Origin of the sequence: Lyngbya confervoides BDU141951 (assembly GCF_000817775.3) — a bacterium.
In the GTDB taxonomy this organism is placed as follows: Bacteria; Cyanobacteriota; Cyanobacteriia; order Thermosynechococcales; family Thermosynechococcaceae; genus Lyngbya; species Lyngbya confervoides.
Genome location: NZ_JTHE03000045.1, coordinates 1 through 13214 on the forward strand (window position 1 = coordinate 1; position 13214 = coordinate 13214).

The window sequence follows — 13214 nt, forward strand, 5'->3', positions numbered from 1 at the left end:
TGGTTGCGCAACCTACTCATCGCCTCATCTCTCAATGCGCGGGGGACGGGACGCCCTAGGAAACACAAATTAAATTAAACCAGTAACATTAAGCATTGAATTAGAACGGCTCCCCCTTAAAGTTCTTCTTATGTCAAATCTTGCTATAATTATTTATTTAATTGCTTTCTACAAAGGATGGGTATTATGCGGTCAATTGAGCAACTGACTGAGGAAATATTATCCCTGCCTGGTGAGTCAAGAGCACTCTTAGCAGACAAGTTAGTGGAAAGCTTAGAGTTCGATTCCGACTCGACAATACAAGCAGTTTGGGTAACTGAAGCCAAGCGCCGACGAGATGAGGTGCGAGATGGTTCTATTCAACCAATTTCAGGCGAAGATGCTTTAGCGCAGGTCAGACGGCTGATTGAGCCATGAGGTATGTATTTCATCCTGAAGCTTTGAATGAGTATGCTGAAGCAGTTCAATACTATACAGGGCAGAGGGTTAGGGTTGCTCAAGCGTTCATAATCGCGATCGAGGATACAGTCTATCGAATCAGGGAAGCCCCAACCCGCTATGCTGCGATTGATGAAGATGTTCGGCGGTGTATGGTGCGTAAGTTTCCTTATGGTGTTCTCTATACAATTGAGCAAGACTACATTTTGATTTTGGCAGTCATGCATTGTAGTCGTGAGCCTGGTTACTGGAAAAGCCGCAAGTGATCGAAGTTGCCAACCGCCTAACCCTTCGTTGGTGCGGACGGTATAGAGGTTATCGGTAAGAGTTTGAGCTTATCTGCCGCCGCACAACTTCACCGTTAGGCGATCGCCTCCAAGTTTACCCAAATCCCTTGTTTTTAGACGCCTTCAACTTTTTCTGCCTGGGGGTAATCTGATCATTCACCGATAAGTGTTTGCCCGTTTCATAGCCCTTCTTTCGAGCCTTCGGATTCAAACGCACATAACTCACATTGCCCCGCCGCGTATAAAACCCAGGATTAATCAACCCAATGTAATCCCGTAGCTCCATCGCCTCCTGCCGCAGTTGCACTAACCCAGTTTCTGTTTGATTCATGGGCAGGTCTTCCTCCCCTTGAGCCAAATCCGTTAAACACGGCTCCGTCTGCCGTTGGGCCAGCTTCTCCGTCAATCGCTCCACCATCCCACTGCGAAAATTATTTAAAAACACCGCCCCTTGGCCTTGGTGTTGCCGCGCCATTTGCTCAATCACCTCCTCGTAGTAATGAAACAAATGCCGCACAATCTCCACATAGGTTCGATGGCCATAGACCCCAATGCCCTGCCCCGATGCCTCAATATATTGGCACTTGTAATATTTGGCGATCACCATCAACAGCGATCGCTTCCAATAGACCGGAACCCGCTTCCCCTTCACCAATAACTCCCGCACGATGGGCATATCGAGTTCGGATCCTTCCTCGCTGCGATCAATCTCCTCATCAGACACCGCATGGGACTGCATGAGCTGTTGCGCCTTCAGCAAAGCCGATTGGGCCTCATGCTCATAGGGTGACTCCGAGAGTGCCAACAGCTTCTTGATTTTGCCCACCAAACTCTGACGCTCCGCCCCCTGATCCTGGATGTAATGATGCGTCACCGTAATCTTGAGCCTGAGCTTGGCCTTGCCCAAACACTGAATCTTGCCGAAGGGGCTGCGAACGTACCCGCTGCTGTACTCGTAGGCCTGATTAATGCTATACATCCAGGCCGAAAAATAGGGGCCGTGGGGACGTTCTGTTTCCTGAGCCACATGGCGTTGACAAACATGGATCATTTCATGGACCAGCGTCTCATGAAAGGCTTGCTCTTGTGTGAGGATCGGGACAGACAGACGAATCACGGGTTGCAACTGACCGAGAACCTTTCCGGCGGTGGAGGTCATGGATTGAGACAGCTCAATCTTCGTTTTGGGAAGGCGCTGGGCAAACAAAGTCTGATTGTAGTGATCAAACCATCGATAGGCCTGGTCTAGGGTGAGATGAAACATGGCCGCACTCGGTCCAGGGTTGTTTGATCTAGAGTATCAGCTCTCTCGCCACGGTATCTCAGCCCCTCATTTCTATGGCGTAGAGCGATCGGCCAGCGGTGATAAACAGATGTTTGCCCTCGGTCCCTCCAAAGGTCAGATTGGTGCAAACCTCCGGGACGCGAATTTTTCCCAGACAGAGGCCCGTGGGAGTGTAGATCTGAATGCTATCGGCTGAGGTGGTAAACAAATGGCCCCACCGATGAACCTTAATTCCATCCGGTTGGCCAGGATTAATGACCGCAAAGACGTGAGCGTTACCCACGGACTTCCCCTCGATCACCTCGTAGGCTCGAATATAGTGATGCCCCTGGGGATAGTTGACCTGGGAGGTGTCCGAGACGTAGAGCGTTTTCTCATCGGGGGAAAAGGCCAGTCCATTGGGCCGCTCCATTTCCTGAATCACGGCGGTAATTGATCCAGTTTCAGGATCAAAGCGGTAGACAAAACTCCCGGCCTGTTCCTGGGCTCCGCCATAGCCCTCCTTGGGTTGGGTCAGGCCGAAGGGCGGATCGCTAAACCAGATGCTGCCATCTTGCTTCACCACCAGATCGTTCGGGCTGTTTAAGCGGTTGCCTTGATATCGATCCACTAAAACTTTCCACTCTCCCGAGGGCTCGCGGCGAAGGATGGCCCGCTGCCCGTGGGAGCAGCTCACCAATCGTCCCTCTCGATCTAGGGCGTTGCCGTTTTGATAATGGGATGGGGTGCGAATAGTGCGGACTCCATCCTCAGGACTCCAGCGCAACAGCCGATTCCCGCTGACATCGCTCCAAATTACGCTGTTATCGGCTGGAACATACACAGGACCTTCACTGTGCTGTGCATTGCTGGCAAGCTTGTGGAGGGTGGCATGGGCCGAGACCAGGTCATAGATCTGAGAATTGTAGGCGTGAATGAGGTCAGACATAGCATCGCGATTCGGGAAAGGTCCAGGGCCGTGCCCAACCCTGAGGCGTTGTAGAACAGGCCTCGGCCTTGGGGGTAAGGCTGGAGAACCGAGGGAGGCCTGATTGTTACTCTAGGCCAGGGGGATGTGGGTGTCTTAATCCCATAGAAGGATCTCCCAAAGGAATTGGCGCGATCTTTTTAGAGATTGAACCGGGGCAATTGGCTCAGTTCAGCAAAATAATAGGCTGCGAGGGCCCCCCCCAGAAAGCCGCACAGGTGACCTTCCCAGGAACTGCCTCGCTGCAAGGGGAGCACGCCCCAAATCATCCCGCCGTAGAGCAGCCCTGCCATCGCGGCCAGGCTCACGGCCATGGGGCTGCGATCCAGGTAGCCTCGCAGGAGTAAAAACCCCAGGTAGCCGAACACAATGCTGCTGGCCCCAATGTGATTTGATCGCGGACGACCCACCAGCCAAACGCCCAGACCGCTAAAGAGCCAAATGGTGAGGGTGACGATCACAAAGGGCTCTAGGCCGCTTAGCAATACAAACCAGCCCAGGATCAGTAAGGGCATGGTATTGGCGGCTAAATGCTGGAAGTCGCCATGGAGCAGCGGTGCCCAGAGGACTCCTTGGAGCCCTCTGAGGGTGCGCGGCCGAATCCCCAGGCGATTCAGGGCATGGTTTAAAAACAGTTCATCCAACAGTTCTAGCCCCCAGAGTACCAAAATCATCAGACCCAATACCTGGCCCTGCCTTTGGAGATCGGCGGGGATCGCCTGGCTTAAAAATTGGAGGAATTCTTGGATTGGCTCAGGCATCGGGATTAGGAGGTACTAACCAGTCGCTGAGCATAGTAGGTGGCCCCCATTAGGCCTACCTTGGGATTGAGAATAAGGCTGACGCGCATTTGTTCCAGGAGGGGGCGCATCCGTCCTTTATCCAAAAAGCTTTCGATAAAGATCGGGGCTTCCATTTTTGATTGAAGCTTGGGGCCGATGCCCCCCGCAATGTATACCCCTCCAAAGGGCAGACTTTTTAGGGCCAGGTTTCCGGCCTCTGCGCCGTAGGCCGCCACAAATAGGTCCAGGGTTTTTTCACAAAGCCGGTCGCGGTGATCGAGGCCAAATTCGGCAATGACGGCGGCGGGATCTTCATGGTTCATCTGCGATCGCACCTGTTCCGATTCTGGATGAATCTGGGCTTGGCGCAGGTATTCGTAGATGACCGGGATGCCCTGACCAGACACGACCCGCTCCGCCGAAACATGGCCATGGCGATCGCGCAGGTATTTGAGCAACCCAATTTCTAGGTCGGTGCGGGCGGCAAAATCAGCATGGCCTCCTTCCAGGGGAACCACATCGTACTGCTGGCCCGACCAAATGAGCAGCGCTTCCCCCAGCCCCGTCCCGGCCCCAATCACCGCAATGGGAGCCTGGGGCTGAGCCGGACGATCTTGAATCAGTACCTGGTCGGCGGACCGCAGATTTAAGATCCCGTAGCCAACGGCGGCAAAATCATTCATCAGCTTGACCTGGGCTAGTCCCAGTGCCTGGGCCAGGGATCCACTTTCCAACTCCCAGTCCAAGTTGGTGAGCTGGCTACAGTTATTCTGCACCGGACCGGCAATGGCAAAGCAGGCCGCCTGCGGGTGATCTTCCTGGTCTGCCAAGAACTGCTTAACCATCGGAACCAGATGATCGTAGTCCTGGCTGGAATAGGTTTTCTCCGCCAGGGTTTGGGTGCCGGAGGCATGGGCCAGGGCCAAGTGGAGAATGGTCTTGGTGCCGCCAATATCTCCGGCCAGAATGGTGGTCATGGTGCTTCTCGTTCCAGGATCAACGTCACAGGTCCATCATTTTCAATGGATACCTGCATCATGGCACCAAATTGTCCGGTTTCAATTCGCAGGCCGCTGCTGGTTAGCAGAGATACAAAGTGATCGTAGAGATCTTTGGCCACCTCGGGGGCGGCAGCGGCCTCATAGGAGGGTCGACGCCCCTTTCGACAGTCGCCGTAGAGGGTAAATTGACTGACCACCAGCAGATCTCCCCCGATATCCCGGACAGAGTGGGCCATCCGTCCCTGTTCATCGGGAAAAATCCGCAGATCAAGGCACTTTTGGGCCATCCAAATCATTTCCTGTTCCGTATCCCTGGCTGCAATGCCCACCAGCAAATTCAAGCCTGGACCAATCTGCCCCAGGGTGTGGCCCGCGACCTGGACGGACGATCGTTTCACTCGTTGAACAATAACGCGCATGGAAACCCAGATAAAACATTTCCATTATCGCGCGATGGACTGACTAGGCAGAGGTTCCACTTTGGGGCATGCTATTAACCGGACTCTATGGAATGAATTTTACGATGGCGAAAAACAGTGCCGATGAAACGATTAAGGTCATGAAGCAGCAGGTGGGAATTGCGGCGGCCAATCGGGTCTCCTCAGATTCCATCGTGGGCCTGGGAACGGGATCCACGACGGCCTATGCGATTCAGCATCTGGGCGATCGCCTCAAGTCAGGCGATCTCAACAATATTAAGGGGATTCCCACCTCGTTTCAGGCATCGGTATTGGCCAAGCAGTATGGCATTCCCCTGACCACCCTCGATGAAGTTAGCAAAATTGACATCGCCATTGACGGGGCAGATGAAGTCGACCCCCACAAGAATTTGATCAAAGGAGGCGGTGCGGCCCACACCCGTGAAAAGGTGGTGGATGCCCTGGCTGATCAGTTTATTGTGGTGGTGGACCAATCCAAGCTGGTGGAGGCATTGGGCACCACCTTTGCGCTGCCGGTGGAGGTACTGCCCATGGCCATTGCCCCGGTGACCGACGCCCTCAAAAAGCTGGGGGGTGAGCCGGAGTTGCGCATGGGGGTTAAAAAGGACGGGCCGGTTATTACGGATCAGGGAAACATGATCCTGGATGTCACCTTTGAGGCGATTGCCGATCCAGCTACCCTGGAATCGACCATTAATAATATTCCTGGCGTCTTGGAAAATGGGCTGTTTGTGGGGCTTGCCGATTTGATTTTAATTGGTGAGATTGTCGAGGGGCAGCCCTGTGTGCGAGAGATGCACTAGTCTTGCTGCAGGGCCTGAGGCCTAACGAATCGGCTGGTGAACTGTCACCAGCTTGGTGCCGTCGGGAAAGGTGGCCTCAACTTGAACCTCAGGAATCATCTCGGCGATGCCCTCCATCACATCATCGCGTCCGAGGAGGGTGGCGCCATGACTCATCAGGTCAGCCACAGACATACCGTCTCTGGCCCCTTCCAGGATGCCCGCTGTAATCAGGGCGATGGCCTCCGGATAGTTCAGCTTTAGGCCGCGATCGCGCCGCCGTTCGGCGAGGAGCGCCGCGGTAAATACCAATAGCTTGTCTTTTTCCTGGGGGGACAGTTGCATCTTTAAATTAACTCACCAATACTTGCCAAACCCTGGGAATACAAATACCACGGCCGGCGTAACTCTGGCGCAGGTTTTCCCAGATTTTAAGGAAGTAGCTGCGTCCCTGGTGGGTAGAATGTCCCAGGTAGCGGCAGATGACCCCCGCCTGTAGCCGGGTCATCCCAATTTGGTGATCCACCGGCAGCTGCGGCAAACAGGCCTCCCGAATCTGATTGATGGCCTCCTTGGCAAAGACTGTCCCCACCACCGCCAAGCTGCCCATGACGCAATAGTTGGCCAGGACCGTTGGGCTTTGGACCATGGCTGGCGAAAACTGGGCGCGGTCAATCCAGAGGGGATGGCCCTGCTGCCAAACCTCTGTGCGCGATCGCCAATGGCCGGTGGTGAACCCCTCACCGCGGGCTGTCCGCCCAAAGCGGAATAGATCCATCCCCACCCACAGCGCCCCCGATCCCAGGTCCACATGGGTCTGTTGATCAAACTGAGCGCCCTCGAACACAATGGTTTCCTGGGGGAGCCACTCCAGAATGGATTGTTCCTCCAGGGTGACCCGCAGACTCTGCTGGACGGTTTGACCCTGCGTGCGATAGACCTTGCCGGCCGCTGAGGTGGTCAGCAGGGTGTGGGCCTGGGGCTGTAAGGTGACGTCGAGATCTAGGCGATCGCCTCCCACCATGCCGCCAGCGGTATGCACCAGTACGCTGTGGCAGACCTGCGGCGACTCTGGATAAAAGGGACGCTGAATCCGCAGAGGGGCTCTGCTGTAGGCGGACCTTAAATGCGTTTGTTGGTGATCAACTGCATAGTTCAGCTTGACGCATCCTTGCCATTGAGTCATGGCCTTCTACACCGCCAGGAAGTTTTGGATAACTTCATTGCTGAGGTCTTGGGTGGGGCCTGCGGCAACGATCCCTCCTTTTTGCATGGCATAGTACCAGTCGGCCTGTCGCACAAAATGCAGGTGTTGCTCAACTAAAAGTACAGATATACCGCGAGTTTTGACAATTTTCTGCACAGCAGCTTCAATTTCCAGGATAATCGAGGGCTGGATGCCTTCGGTGGGCTCATCGAGCAGCAGCAGGCGAGGGTTGCCCATCAAGGCACGGGCGATGGCGAGCTGCTGCTGTTGCCCTCCCGATAAATCCCCGCCCATTCGCGAAAGCATTGTTTTTAGAACCGGAAACAGCTCAAAAATTTCCTCAGGAATGACTGGATGTTTGGGCTTGTTTTTTCCCAGTGCCTCTAGCCCCAAGATCAGGTTATCTTGCACCGACAGGCGCGGAATAATCTCGCGACCCTGAGGAACATAGCCAATTCCAAGCCGTGCCCGCTGGTCGGTAGACTGCTTCAGGATGGGAACGCCCTCTAGGGTCATCTCTCCAGATCTCGGTGGGAGCAGCCCCATAATGGTTTTCAGCAGGGTGGTTTTGCCCACCCCGTTGCGGCCAATTAAGCAAACCATTTTTCCCGGCGCAACGCTCAGATCAACCTCGCGCAGGATATGACTTTCTCCGTAATAGACGTTTAGCCCAGTAATAGAGATCATGGGTTCGACGGCAGGGGCGGGGGATCGGTTGTAGGTTGCGGTAACTTGTGGAGCCATGGCGTCCTCGGAAGGTAAAGTCCCTGAAAAATGATCCAAGTCAAAATTTTAACGCACCTGTCAATGGCGCAGTGGGCTGGAATCTCCTTGCATTTTGCGAGGGATTGTTCAGAGGAAATGCTTAAGCTGCGTGAGGCGGTTACGCTCGGATTGTGGGGGAGGGCTGTCGCCAAATTAAAACATTCAAAAGCATTCTGTATGGCCGTCTTAGCAGGTCCGGGGAAGCGTGAAGCCTTATGAAGGCCGCTTTCCCGCCAGAGGAGATTGATCCGCAGTAAGGTTGATTCATCCGTCGGTGGAGCAGGGCAACTTTGCTAAAATGCGAGCATCCCCTGCTTCAGGCTGGAGGGATTATGACAACGTTGCGCCTAGACGAGCGAGTTCAATGTGTGATTCGCAGTGAAGTCAATCAGCGTCCAAGGAACGAAGATAGCTTTCAGGCTTTAGTGATTCCAGGTCAGGGGGGGAGGGGGCCCCTCTATCTGTTAATGATTGCCGATGGCATGGGGGGCCACGCCCATGGAGAAGATGTGAGCCGGGAAGGGCTGCGGAAAATGAGCACCTGTCTTCTGGAGGAATTGCTGGTGGCGCCTAGCATTAATCCTGTCGGGTGTTTTCCTCCGCACACGTCCCATGAGGTTCAAAGCGCCATTCAGCTTGCCATTTGTCAGGCTAACCTCTATCTCCATGCCATGATGAAGAAAAATCATTGGGGGGTGGCGGGGGCCACGCTAGTGTTGGCTCTGATTGGCTGCGATCGCGCCTGGGTGGCCAATTTGGGGGATAGCCCTCTGTTTCACTGGCACTCTAGCACCGGTGAACTGACCCAGGTCACTGAGGACCACACCGTGACGCATGCCCTGCTCAGGAGCGGTCAAATCAGCCCAGCAATGGCCGATCACCATGCCTATAAGAACGTGTTGGAGCTTTATCTAGGTTGCGATAGGCTGCCGGACCCGCTGCCCTTCTATGAACGGCACCTGCGGGAGGGTGACCGCCTTCTGTTGTGCTCCGATGGGGTGAGCGGTGGCTTGAGCCTTGCCACTCTCCAGTCCATTCTGTCCCGGCCCTTGCCCCTGGAGGCCTTGGCTGAAGATTTAATTCAGGCCTCCCTTGCTGCGGAGAGTACCGATAATCAAACCCTAATTTTATGGCAGCATCCGGCGCCGACCCCTGATCTGGCTTCATCAGCGCTAACAACGGTTCTTGAGTTCAGCCAAACCCCGTTGTCCCGAAACACCCTTGTGCAGCCCCGCTGGTGAAAGGAGACACTATGACCGACTCGCTTCAGCTCATGCCCTCGGGCCGCATTCCGGTGGAGTTGGGAAATATTCCTGAATTGGATCTGCTGGAACTGCTGGGGACCGGAGCCTTCGCGAGCGTCTGGAAAGCTCGTGATCCAAGGACCCATCGGCTCTATGCCCTGAAGGTTATTCAGGATCTCGAACCCGGTAGCGTGCTGTGCGATCGCGTCAAACTGGAGGCCGAGGTCAGGATTGAATCGCCCTACATCATTCCCTCAGTGGGGCTGCGTCAGTGGGATGCGTCCACCTTTTTGATCGTGTTTGACTACTATCAGGCCCATTCCCTGGATCAGTGGATTGCAGGGGCTCTGTTGACCTGGGAGCAAAAGCGACTCATTTTTCAGCAAATTCTTTGGGGAGTGCGCGATGCCCACCGCCATAACATTATCCACCGAGATCTCAAGCCCAGCAATGTGCTGGTCAATTCTGCCCATGCGGTGAAAATCATTGACTTTGGTATCTCCAAGTTTTACGGGAAAGGCATGACCCGCACCGGCGAAGTGATGGGCACTCCCCCCTATCTTCCCCCCGAGGCTTTCCTGCAGGGATCGCTTCTGGCCGATGCTCGCACTGATATCTACGCAATTGGCCACATCCTTTATGAGCTAGAAATGGGCCAGCATTTTTGGCGACGACAGGGCTGGAGCCGGTTGGAACATTTCTTTACCCAATATTTGCACCAGACTCCAGAACCCACCGAGGCCATTGATCTACGCGACTTTAGAGGGCAGATGTATCCCAACAGTCGCGAGGCGATCGCCTTAATGGTCAAGACCCAGGTGGCGCAGCGTATTGACTCTGTGGAGGCCATTTTGACCCTGCTGGGTCTCCATGACCCTGATCCCACTGAGATCCGGGATACAAAGGTTCGGCTTGGCTTTCCCCTGCTGCGGGTTGAATCGGGCAGTAACCGCGATGCTTGCCTGCCGATCAACCTCGCCGATGGTGAAACCCGCAGCATCGGTCGAGGTGAGATTGCCGGTAATGATGTCAGTATCAGCCGGAAACATCTGTTTGTCCGCCGCTATGGGACTCAGTACTGCGCAGGAGATCATGGCAGCACCAATGGCACCCTGCATAATGGCCGCATCCTTGCGAAGGGCCAAAGTGTGTGGATCAAGCATGGCGATCACCTGAAACTCGGAGATGTATTTTTGCGCGTTGAGTTTAGGGAGGATAGCCCACCATGATGAAAAACTGTCCAGACTGTGGGGCGGCGAATGCCCAGGCTGCCAGGTTTTGCAGCCAATGCGGCCTGAAATTTCCCCAGGACGCGGCCGTTCCCCTCCAGCAAACCGGCCAATCCATTACAGACAAGCTCAGCGCTAAAATGGCGGCCTTTGTTGCCCAGCGATCCCAGGCCAAAGCCGATATTTTGTTTGTTCTCGACTGTACCGGCAGTATGCAGGGCGAGATTGACGCCATTCGCGAGGCCATTGTGAGTGTGGTGGAGGCCATTGCACAGGATGGGGTGCAGTCGCGGGTTGGCCTGATTGAGTTTCGCGATCGCTTCTGCGGGGAAGATCATCGGGCGCTAATTAATGGTGAGGTGTTTACGCGGCAGGCACAAGCATTCCAGGCGCAGATTGCTCAGATTCAGGCTGGCGGCGGCGGCGATCGCCCAGAAAGCAGCCTAGACGCGCTGCTCTATGCCACCCAGCAGCCCTTTGACCCAGAGGCTAAAAAGGTGATTGTCCTTATTACCGATGCGCCACCACACCTTCCTGATCGACAGGTGCAGACCCTGGATCAGGTTCTTCAGGCCTTTGATCACGCTGGAATTCACCAGTTTTATCCGGTAATCCATACCCAGGAAGACGCCAGTCAGGTTTATCTGCAGCTGTTTCAGGGCCGAAAAGGCCTGGCCTTTGAACTGGGGAAAGGGGAAGACTTTCGTGCCAGGGCAGAGCACTTTAAGCGAACCTTGATGTATCTGCAAAGGACAATCTCCCAAGCCACGGTAGGAGCGTGAAGGATCGGGACCTATGCTATGTATCAAATGTGGAACCCGAGATCTCCCCGATAATTTGGTGGTTTGCCCCACCTGCGGGGTCTATTTGCCGGGTCTATTTCGGGATTTACTAGCCCCAGGAACTGAACTGGATGGGGGCAAATATCGCATTGAATATGCCCTGGGTCGGGGTGGATTTGGCATTACCTATCGAGCATACCACCAGGGGTTTAGCCGCAGTGTTGCCATTAAGGAATACTTTCCCCAGGACTTTGCGCACCGGGAGGGGAGTTCAGGGAGTCTGATTACGCCGACCACGGGACACGACTCCTATGAACGCTGGCTTGCCCGATTTAAACGGGAGGGTCAAATTTTATTCGACCTCAGCCATCCCAATATTGTGCGGGTACAGAACCTGTTCGAGGAGCGAAATACTGTGTATTTGGTCATGGAACTGCTTACCGGTCGAACCCTGGGGGAGGAACTGAGCAGTTTCGGGGGCCGGGGGTTGCCTGAACAACGGGTGGTTGCCATTATGGATGCCCTCACCGCTGCCCTCTCCGTGGTGCATCAGCGCAATCTCTTTCACCTGGATATCAAGCCTGCCAATGTCATGGTGACCCAGGATGGGCGCATTGTGCTCTTAGATTTTGGGGCAGCGCGTCAGGAGGTGTCTAGAACTAGAGGGCAGTCAAAATACAGCTCTTTAGCCCTATCGGAAAACTATGCTCCGCCTGAATTGATGGCAGCAGAGGGATTAAACAGCGCCACTGATATTTTTGAGCTGGCAATGATGCTCCACGAGCTCTTGACCGGCACATTGCCGCCCTCCTCTATTCATCGGGTGCTCCATCCCGTTGATCCCTGGCATTGTTCCCTCTGCGAACCCTGGTGCTCTATGGTCAACGATGCCCTGCGGCTTGAGGTGGGCGATCGTCCCCAGAACGTTCAAGCCTGGTGGGGAAGATATCGACATTGGCACCAAAAACAGGCCGAACTTGCCAAACTGGCCCCCAGACCATCGCCCCATCGCGGGAAATGGAGAGATCTTTGGCAAAGACCCAAAACGAAGATGATCGCCATGATCACCGTGGTGGCGATCGCGGCCCTAGGGTTTGTCGTGGGCGGTGCTATGGTGACTCGTGTCGTGGTTAGATGGATCACCACCGATAGCACCACTGCTAAGGCGGATCCCCCTCCCCTGCCCACGGCGGAAATTACGCCGGAGCGAACCGCCCAAGACTGGTTTGATCAGGCGAACGAGAAGGCTGACCAGGAAGACTACGAAGGCGCGATCGCCGACTACACCAAGGCCATCGAGCTCAACCCATCCTGGACGTCGGCTTATATTAACCGAGGTTTTGCGCGACGTCTCGCTCGCGACTACAGCGGGGCCATTGTAGACTACACCAAAGCCCTTGATCTCAATCCAGACTCTTCCTTGGTCTACAACAACCGAGGCTTTGCGCGACGCCTATCGAGCGATAATGTGGGTGCGATCGCGGACTATAACAAAGCGCTTGAGATTAACAAAGACTGGGGATCGCTGGGGCCTTGGGTCGCCCATACTAACCGGGGAGTGGCTCGACGAGCCACGGGTGATCATTCCGGCGCCATTGCCGACTATGATCAAGCGATTCAGATCAAGCCAGACTATGCCTATGCATACTACGTCCGAGGGCTGGCGCGGCAGGTTGAAAAGGATTACTCCAGCGCGATCGCCGACTATAATAAAGCCATCGAACTCGATCCCAAGGATTCTGATGCTTACTTCAATCGGGCGCTAGCGCGTCAAGATTCTGGGGATTATGCTGGCGCCATTGCAGACTACGACAAGGCCCTTGAAATTACGCCCGATGATGCAGATGCCTACTACAATCGAGGCCTTGCTTACAAGTCCCTTGGAAATGTTCAAGCCTCCCTTTCTAACTTTAGGGCGGCGGCTACGCGTTATCAATCCCAGGGCAATGAGGAATGGTATCAAAAAGCCCAAAATCAGATTACTCAGCTTTCGCAATAAAGGGTC

15 protein-coding genes are annotated in these 13214 nt (G+C 54.7%); 7 read left to right on the forward strand and 8 right to left on the reverse strand.

Annotated features, from left to right (window positions below; genetic code table 11):
• Nucleotides 1-186 precede the first annotated feature (186 nt).
• Both QQ91_RS08330 and QQ91_RS08335 read left to right on the forward strand, forming a co-directional pair.
• Nucleotides 187-417: an addiction module protein gene (locus QQ91_RS08330; RefSeq protein WP_166281473.1), complete on the forward strand. Its 231-nt coding sequence runs from the start codon at nucleotides 187-189 to the stop codon at nucleotides 415-417.
• Nucleotides 414-704 carry a type II toxin-antitoxin system RelE/ParE family toxin gene (locus tag QQ91_RS08335; protein ID WP_166281475.1) on the forward strand — a complete coding sequence of 97 codons (291 nt, stop codon included), beginning with the start codon at nucleotides 414-416 and terminating at the stop codon, nucleotides 702-704. The genes QQ91_RS08330 and QQ91_RS08335 overlap by 4 nt, the downstream gene beginning before the upstream one ends.
• A 115-nt stretch (nucleotides 705-819) precedes the next feature.
• On the opposite strand, the gene QQ91_RS08340 is transcribed toward QQ91_RS08335, so the two are convergent.
• From QQ91_RS08340 to dtd, 5 genes are all read right to left on the reverse strand, one after another.
• On the reverse strand, nucleotides 820-1989 hold the full coding sequence (locus QQ91_RS08340) for a SprT-like domain-containing protein (protein ID WP_166281477.1): 1170 nt from the start codon (nucleotides 1987-1989) through the stop codon (nucleotides 820-822).
• 58 nt (nucleotides 1990-2047) lie between these two features.
• On the reverse strand, nucleotides 2048-2938 hold the full coding sequence (locus QQ91_RS08345) for an SMP-30/gluconolactonase/LRE family protein (protein ID WP_166281479.1): 891 nt from the start codon (nucleotides 2936-2938) through the stop codon (nucleotides 2048-2050).
• Nucleotides 2939-3117: 179 nt separating this feature from the next.
• Nucleotides 3118-3738 (reverse strand): rhomboid family intramembrane serine protease, encoded by a 621-nt coding sequence (locus tag QQ91_RS08350; protein ID WP_166281481.1) that lies wholly within the window; start codon nucleotides 3736-3738, stop codon nucleotides 3118-3120.
• A 5-nt stretch (nucleotides 3739-3743) separates the two neighbouring features.
• A complete protein-coding gene (locus QQ91_RS08355) occupies nucleotides 3744-4736 on the reverse strand; it encodes a glucokinase (RefSeq protein WP_166281483.1) in 993 nt (330 codons plus the stop codon).
• A complete protein-coding gene (dtd, locus tag QQ91_RS08360) occupies nucleotides 4733-5179 on the reverse strand; it encodes a D-aminoacyl-tRNA deacylase (protein ID WP_166281485.1) in 447 nt (148 codons plus the stop codon). Before dtd ends, QQ91_RS08355 begins: the two co-directional genes overlap by 4 nt.
• 104 nt (nucleotides 5180-5283) lie before the next feature.
• Here dtd and rpiA point away from each other — a divergent pair, with 104 nt between their 5' ends.
• Nucleotides 5284-6003, forward strand: coding sequence for a ribose-5-phosphate isomerase RpiA (gene rpiA / locus QQ91_RS08365; protein WP_166281487.1), 720 nt, complete (start codon nucleotides 5284-5286; stop codon nucleotides 6001-6003).
• 21 nt (nucleotides 6004-6024) lie between these two features.
• Here the strand turns inward: rpiA and QQ91_RS08370 are convergent, their stop codons facing one another.
• From QQ91_RS08370 to urtE, 3 genes are read right to left on the reverse strand one after another with little or no spacing between them, the layout of a single operon-like run.
• Nucleotides 6025-6327, reverse strand: coding sequence for an urease subunit gamma (locus QQ91_RS08370; protein WP_166281489.1), 303 nt, complete (start codon nucleotides 6325-6327; stop codon nucleotides 6025-6027).
• Between the two features lie 7 nt (nucleotides 6328-6334).
• The gene (locus QQ91_RS08375; RefSeq protein WP_166281491.1) at nucleotides 6335-7168 is read right to left on the reverse strand and encodes an urease accessory protein UreD; all 834 of its coding nucleotides are present in this window, start codon (nucleotides 7166-7168) and stop codon (nucleotides 6335-6337) included.
• Nucleotides 7169-7174: 6 nt separating this feature from the next.
• The gene (gene urtE, locus QQ91_RS08380) at nucleotides 7175-7876 is read right to left on the reverse strand and encodes an urea ABC transporter ATP-binding subunit UrtE (protein WP_250833302.1); all 702 of its coding nucleotides are present in this window, start codon (nucleotides 7874-7876) and stop codon (nucleotides 7175-7177) included.
• A gap of 410 nt (nucleotides 7877-8286) precedes the next feature.
• On the opposite strand from urtE, the gene QQ91_RS08385 reads away from it, so the two are divergent.
• The 4 genes from QQ91_RS08385 to QQ91_RS08400 are packed head-to-tail and all read left to right on the forward strand — an operon-like array spanning nucleotide 8287 to nucleotide 13208.
• Entirely contained in the window at nucleotides 8287-9195 is a 909-nt protein-coding gene (locus QQ91_RS08385) for a PP2C family protein-serine/threonine phosphatase (protein ID WP_166281495.1), read from the forward strand.
• A gap of 11 nt (nucleotides 9196-9206) precedes the next feature.
• Nucleotides 9207-10427: an FHA domain-containing serine/threonine-protein kinase gene (locus tag QQ91_RS08390; protein ID WP_166281497.1), complete on the forward strand. Its 1221-nt coding sequence runs from the start codon at nucleotides 9207-9209 to the stop codon at nucleotides 10425-10427.
• Nucleotides 10424-11209, forward strand: coding sequence for a VWA domain-containing protein (locus QQ91_RS08395; RefSeq protein WP_201277379.1), 786 nt, complete (start codon nucleotides 10424-10426; stop codon nucleotides 11207-11209). Before QQ91_RS08390 ends, QQ91_RS08395 begins: the two co-directional genes overlap by 4 nt.
• Nucleotides 11210-11222: 13 nt before the next feature.
• A complete protein-coding gene (locus QQ91_RS08400) occupies nucleotides 11223-13208 on the forward strand; it encodes a serine/threonine-protein kinase (RefSeq protein WP_166281499.1) in 1986 nt (661 codons plus the stop codon).
• The last annotated feature ends 6 nt before the right edge of the window (nucleotides 13209-13214 follow it).

Bases quoted from the DNA above. Each gene is read 5' to 3' on its own strand.
- QQ91_RS08330 (WP_166281473.1), top strand. From the start codon at position 187: ATGCGGTCAATTGAGCAACTGACTGAGGAAATATTATCCCTGCCTGGT.
- QQ91_RS08335 (WP_166281475.1), top strand. From the start codon at position 414: ATGAGGTATGTATTTCATCCTGAAGCTTTGAATGAGTATGCTGAAGCA.
- QQ91_RS08340 (WP_166281477.1), bottom strand. From the start codon at position 1,989: ATGTTTCATCTCACCCTAGACCAGGCCTATCGATGGTTTGATCACTAC.
- QQ91_RS08345 (WP_166281479.1), bottom strand. From the start codon at position 2,938: ATGTCTGACCTCATTCACGCCTACAATTCTCAGATCTATGACCTGGTC.
- QQ91_RS08350 (WP_166281481.1), bottom strand. From the start codon at position 3,738: ATGCCTGAGCCAATCCAAGAATTCCTCCAATTTTTAAGCCAGGCGATC.
- QQ91_RS08355 (WP_166281483.1), bottom strand. From the start codon at position 4,736: ATGACCACCATTCTGGCCGGAGATATTGGCGGCACCAAGACCATTCTC.
- dtd (WP_166281485.1), bottom strand. From the start codon at position 5,179: ATGCGCGTTATTGTTCAACGAGTGAAACGATCGTCCGTCCAGGTCGCG.
- rpiA (WP_166281487.1), top strand. From the start codon at position 5,284: ATGGCGAAAAACAGTGCCGATGAAACGATTAAGGTCATGAAGCAGCAG.
- QQ91_RS08370 (WP_166281489.1), bottom strand. From the start codon at position 6,327: ATGCAACTGTCCCCCCAGGAAAAAGACAAGCTATTGGTATTTACCGCG.
- QQ91_RS08375 (WP_166281491.1), bottom strand. From the start codon at position 7,168: ATGACTCAATGGCAAGGATGCGTCAAGCTGAACTATGCAGTTGATCAC.
- urtE (WP_250833302.1), bottom strand. From the start codon at position 7,876: ATGATCTCTATTACTGGGCTAAACGTCTATTACGGAGAAAGTCATATC.
- QQ91_RS08385 (WP_166281495.1), top strand. From the start codon at position 8,287: ATGACAACGTTGCGCCTAGACGAGCGAGTTCAATGTGTGATTCGCAGT.
- QQ91_RS08390 (WP_166281497.1), top strand. From the start codon at position 9,207: ATGACCGACTCGCTTCAGCTCATGCCCTCGGGCCGCATTCCGGTGGAG.
- QQ91_RS08395 (WP_201277379.1), top strand. From the start codon at position 10,424: ATGATGAAAAACTGTCCAGACTGTGGGGCGGCGAATGCCCAGGCTGCC.
- QQ91_RS08400 (WP_166281499.1), top strand. From the start codon at position 11,223: ATGCTATGTATCAAATGTGGAACCCGAGATCTCCCCGATAATTTGGTG.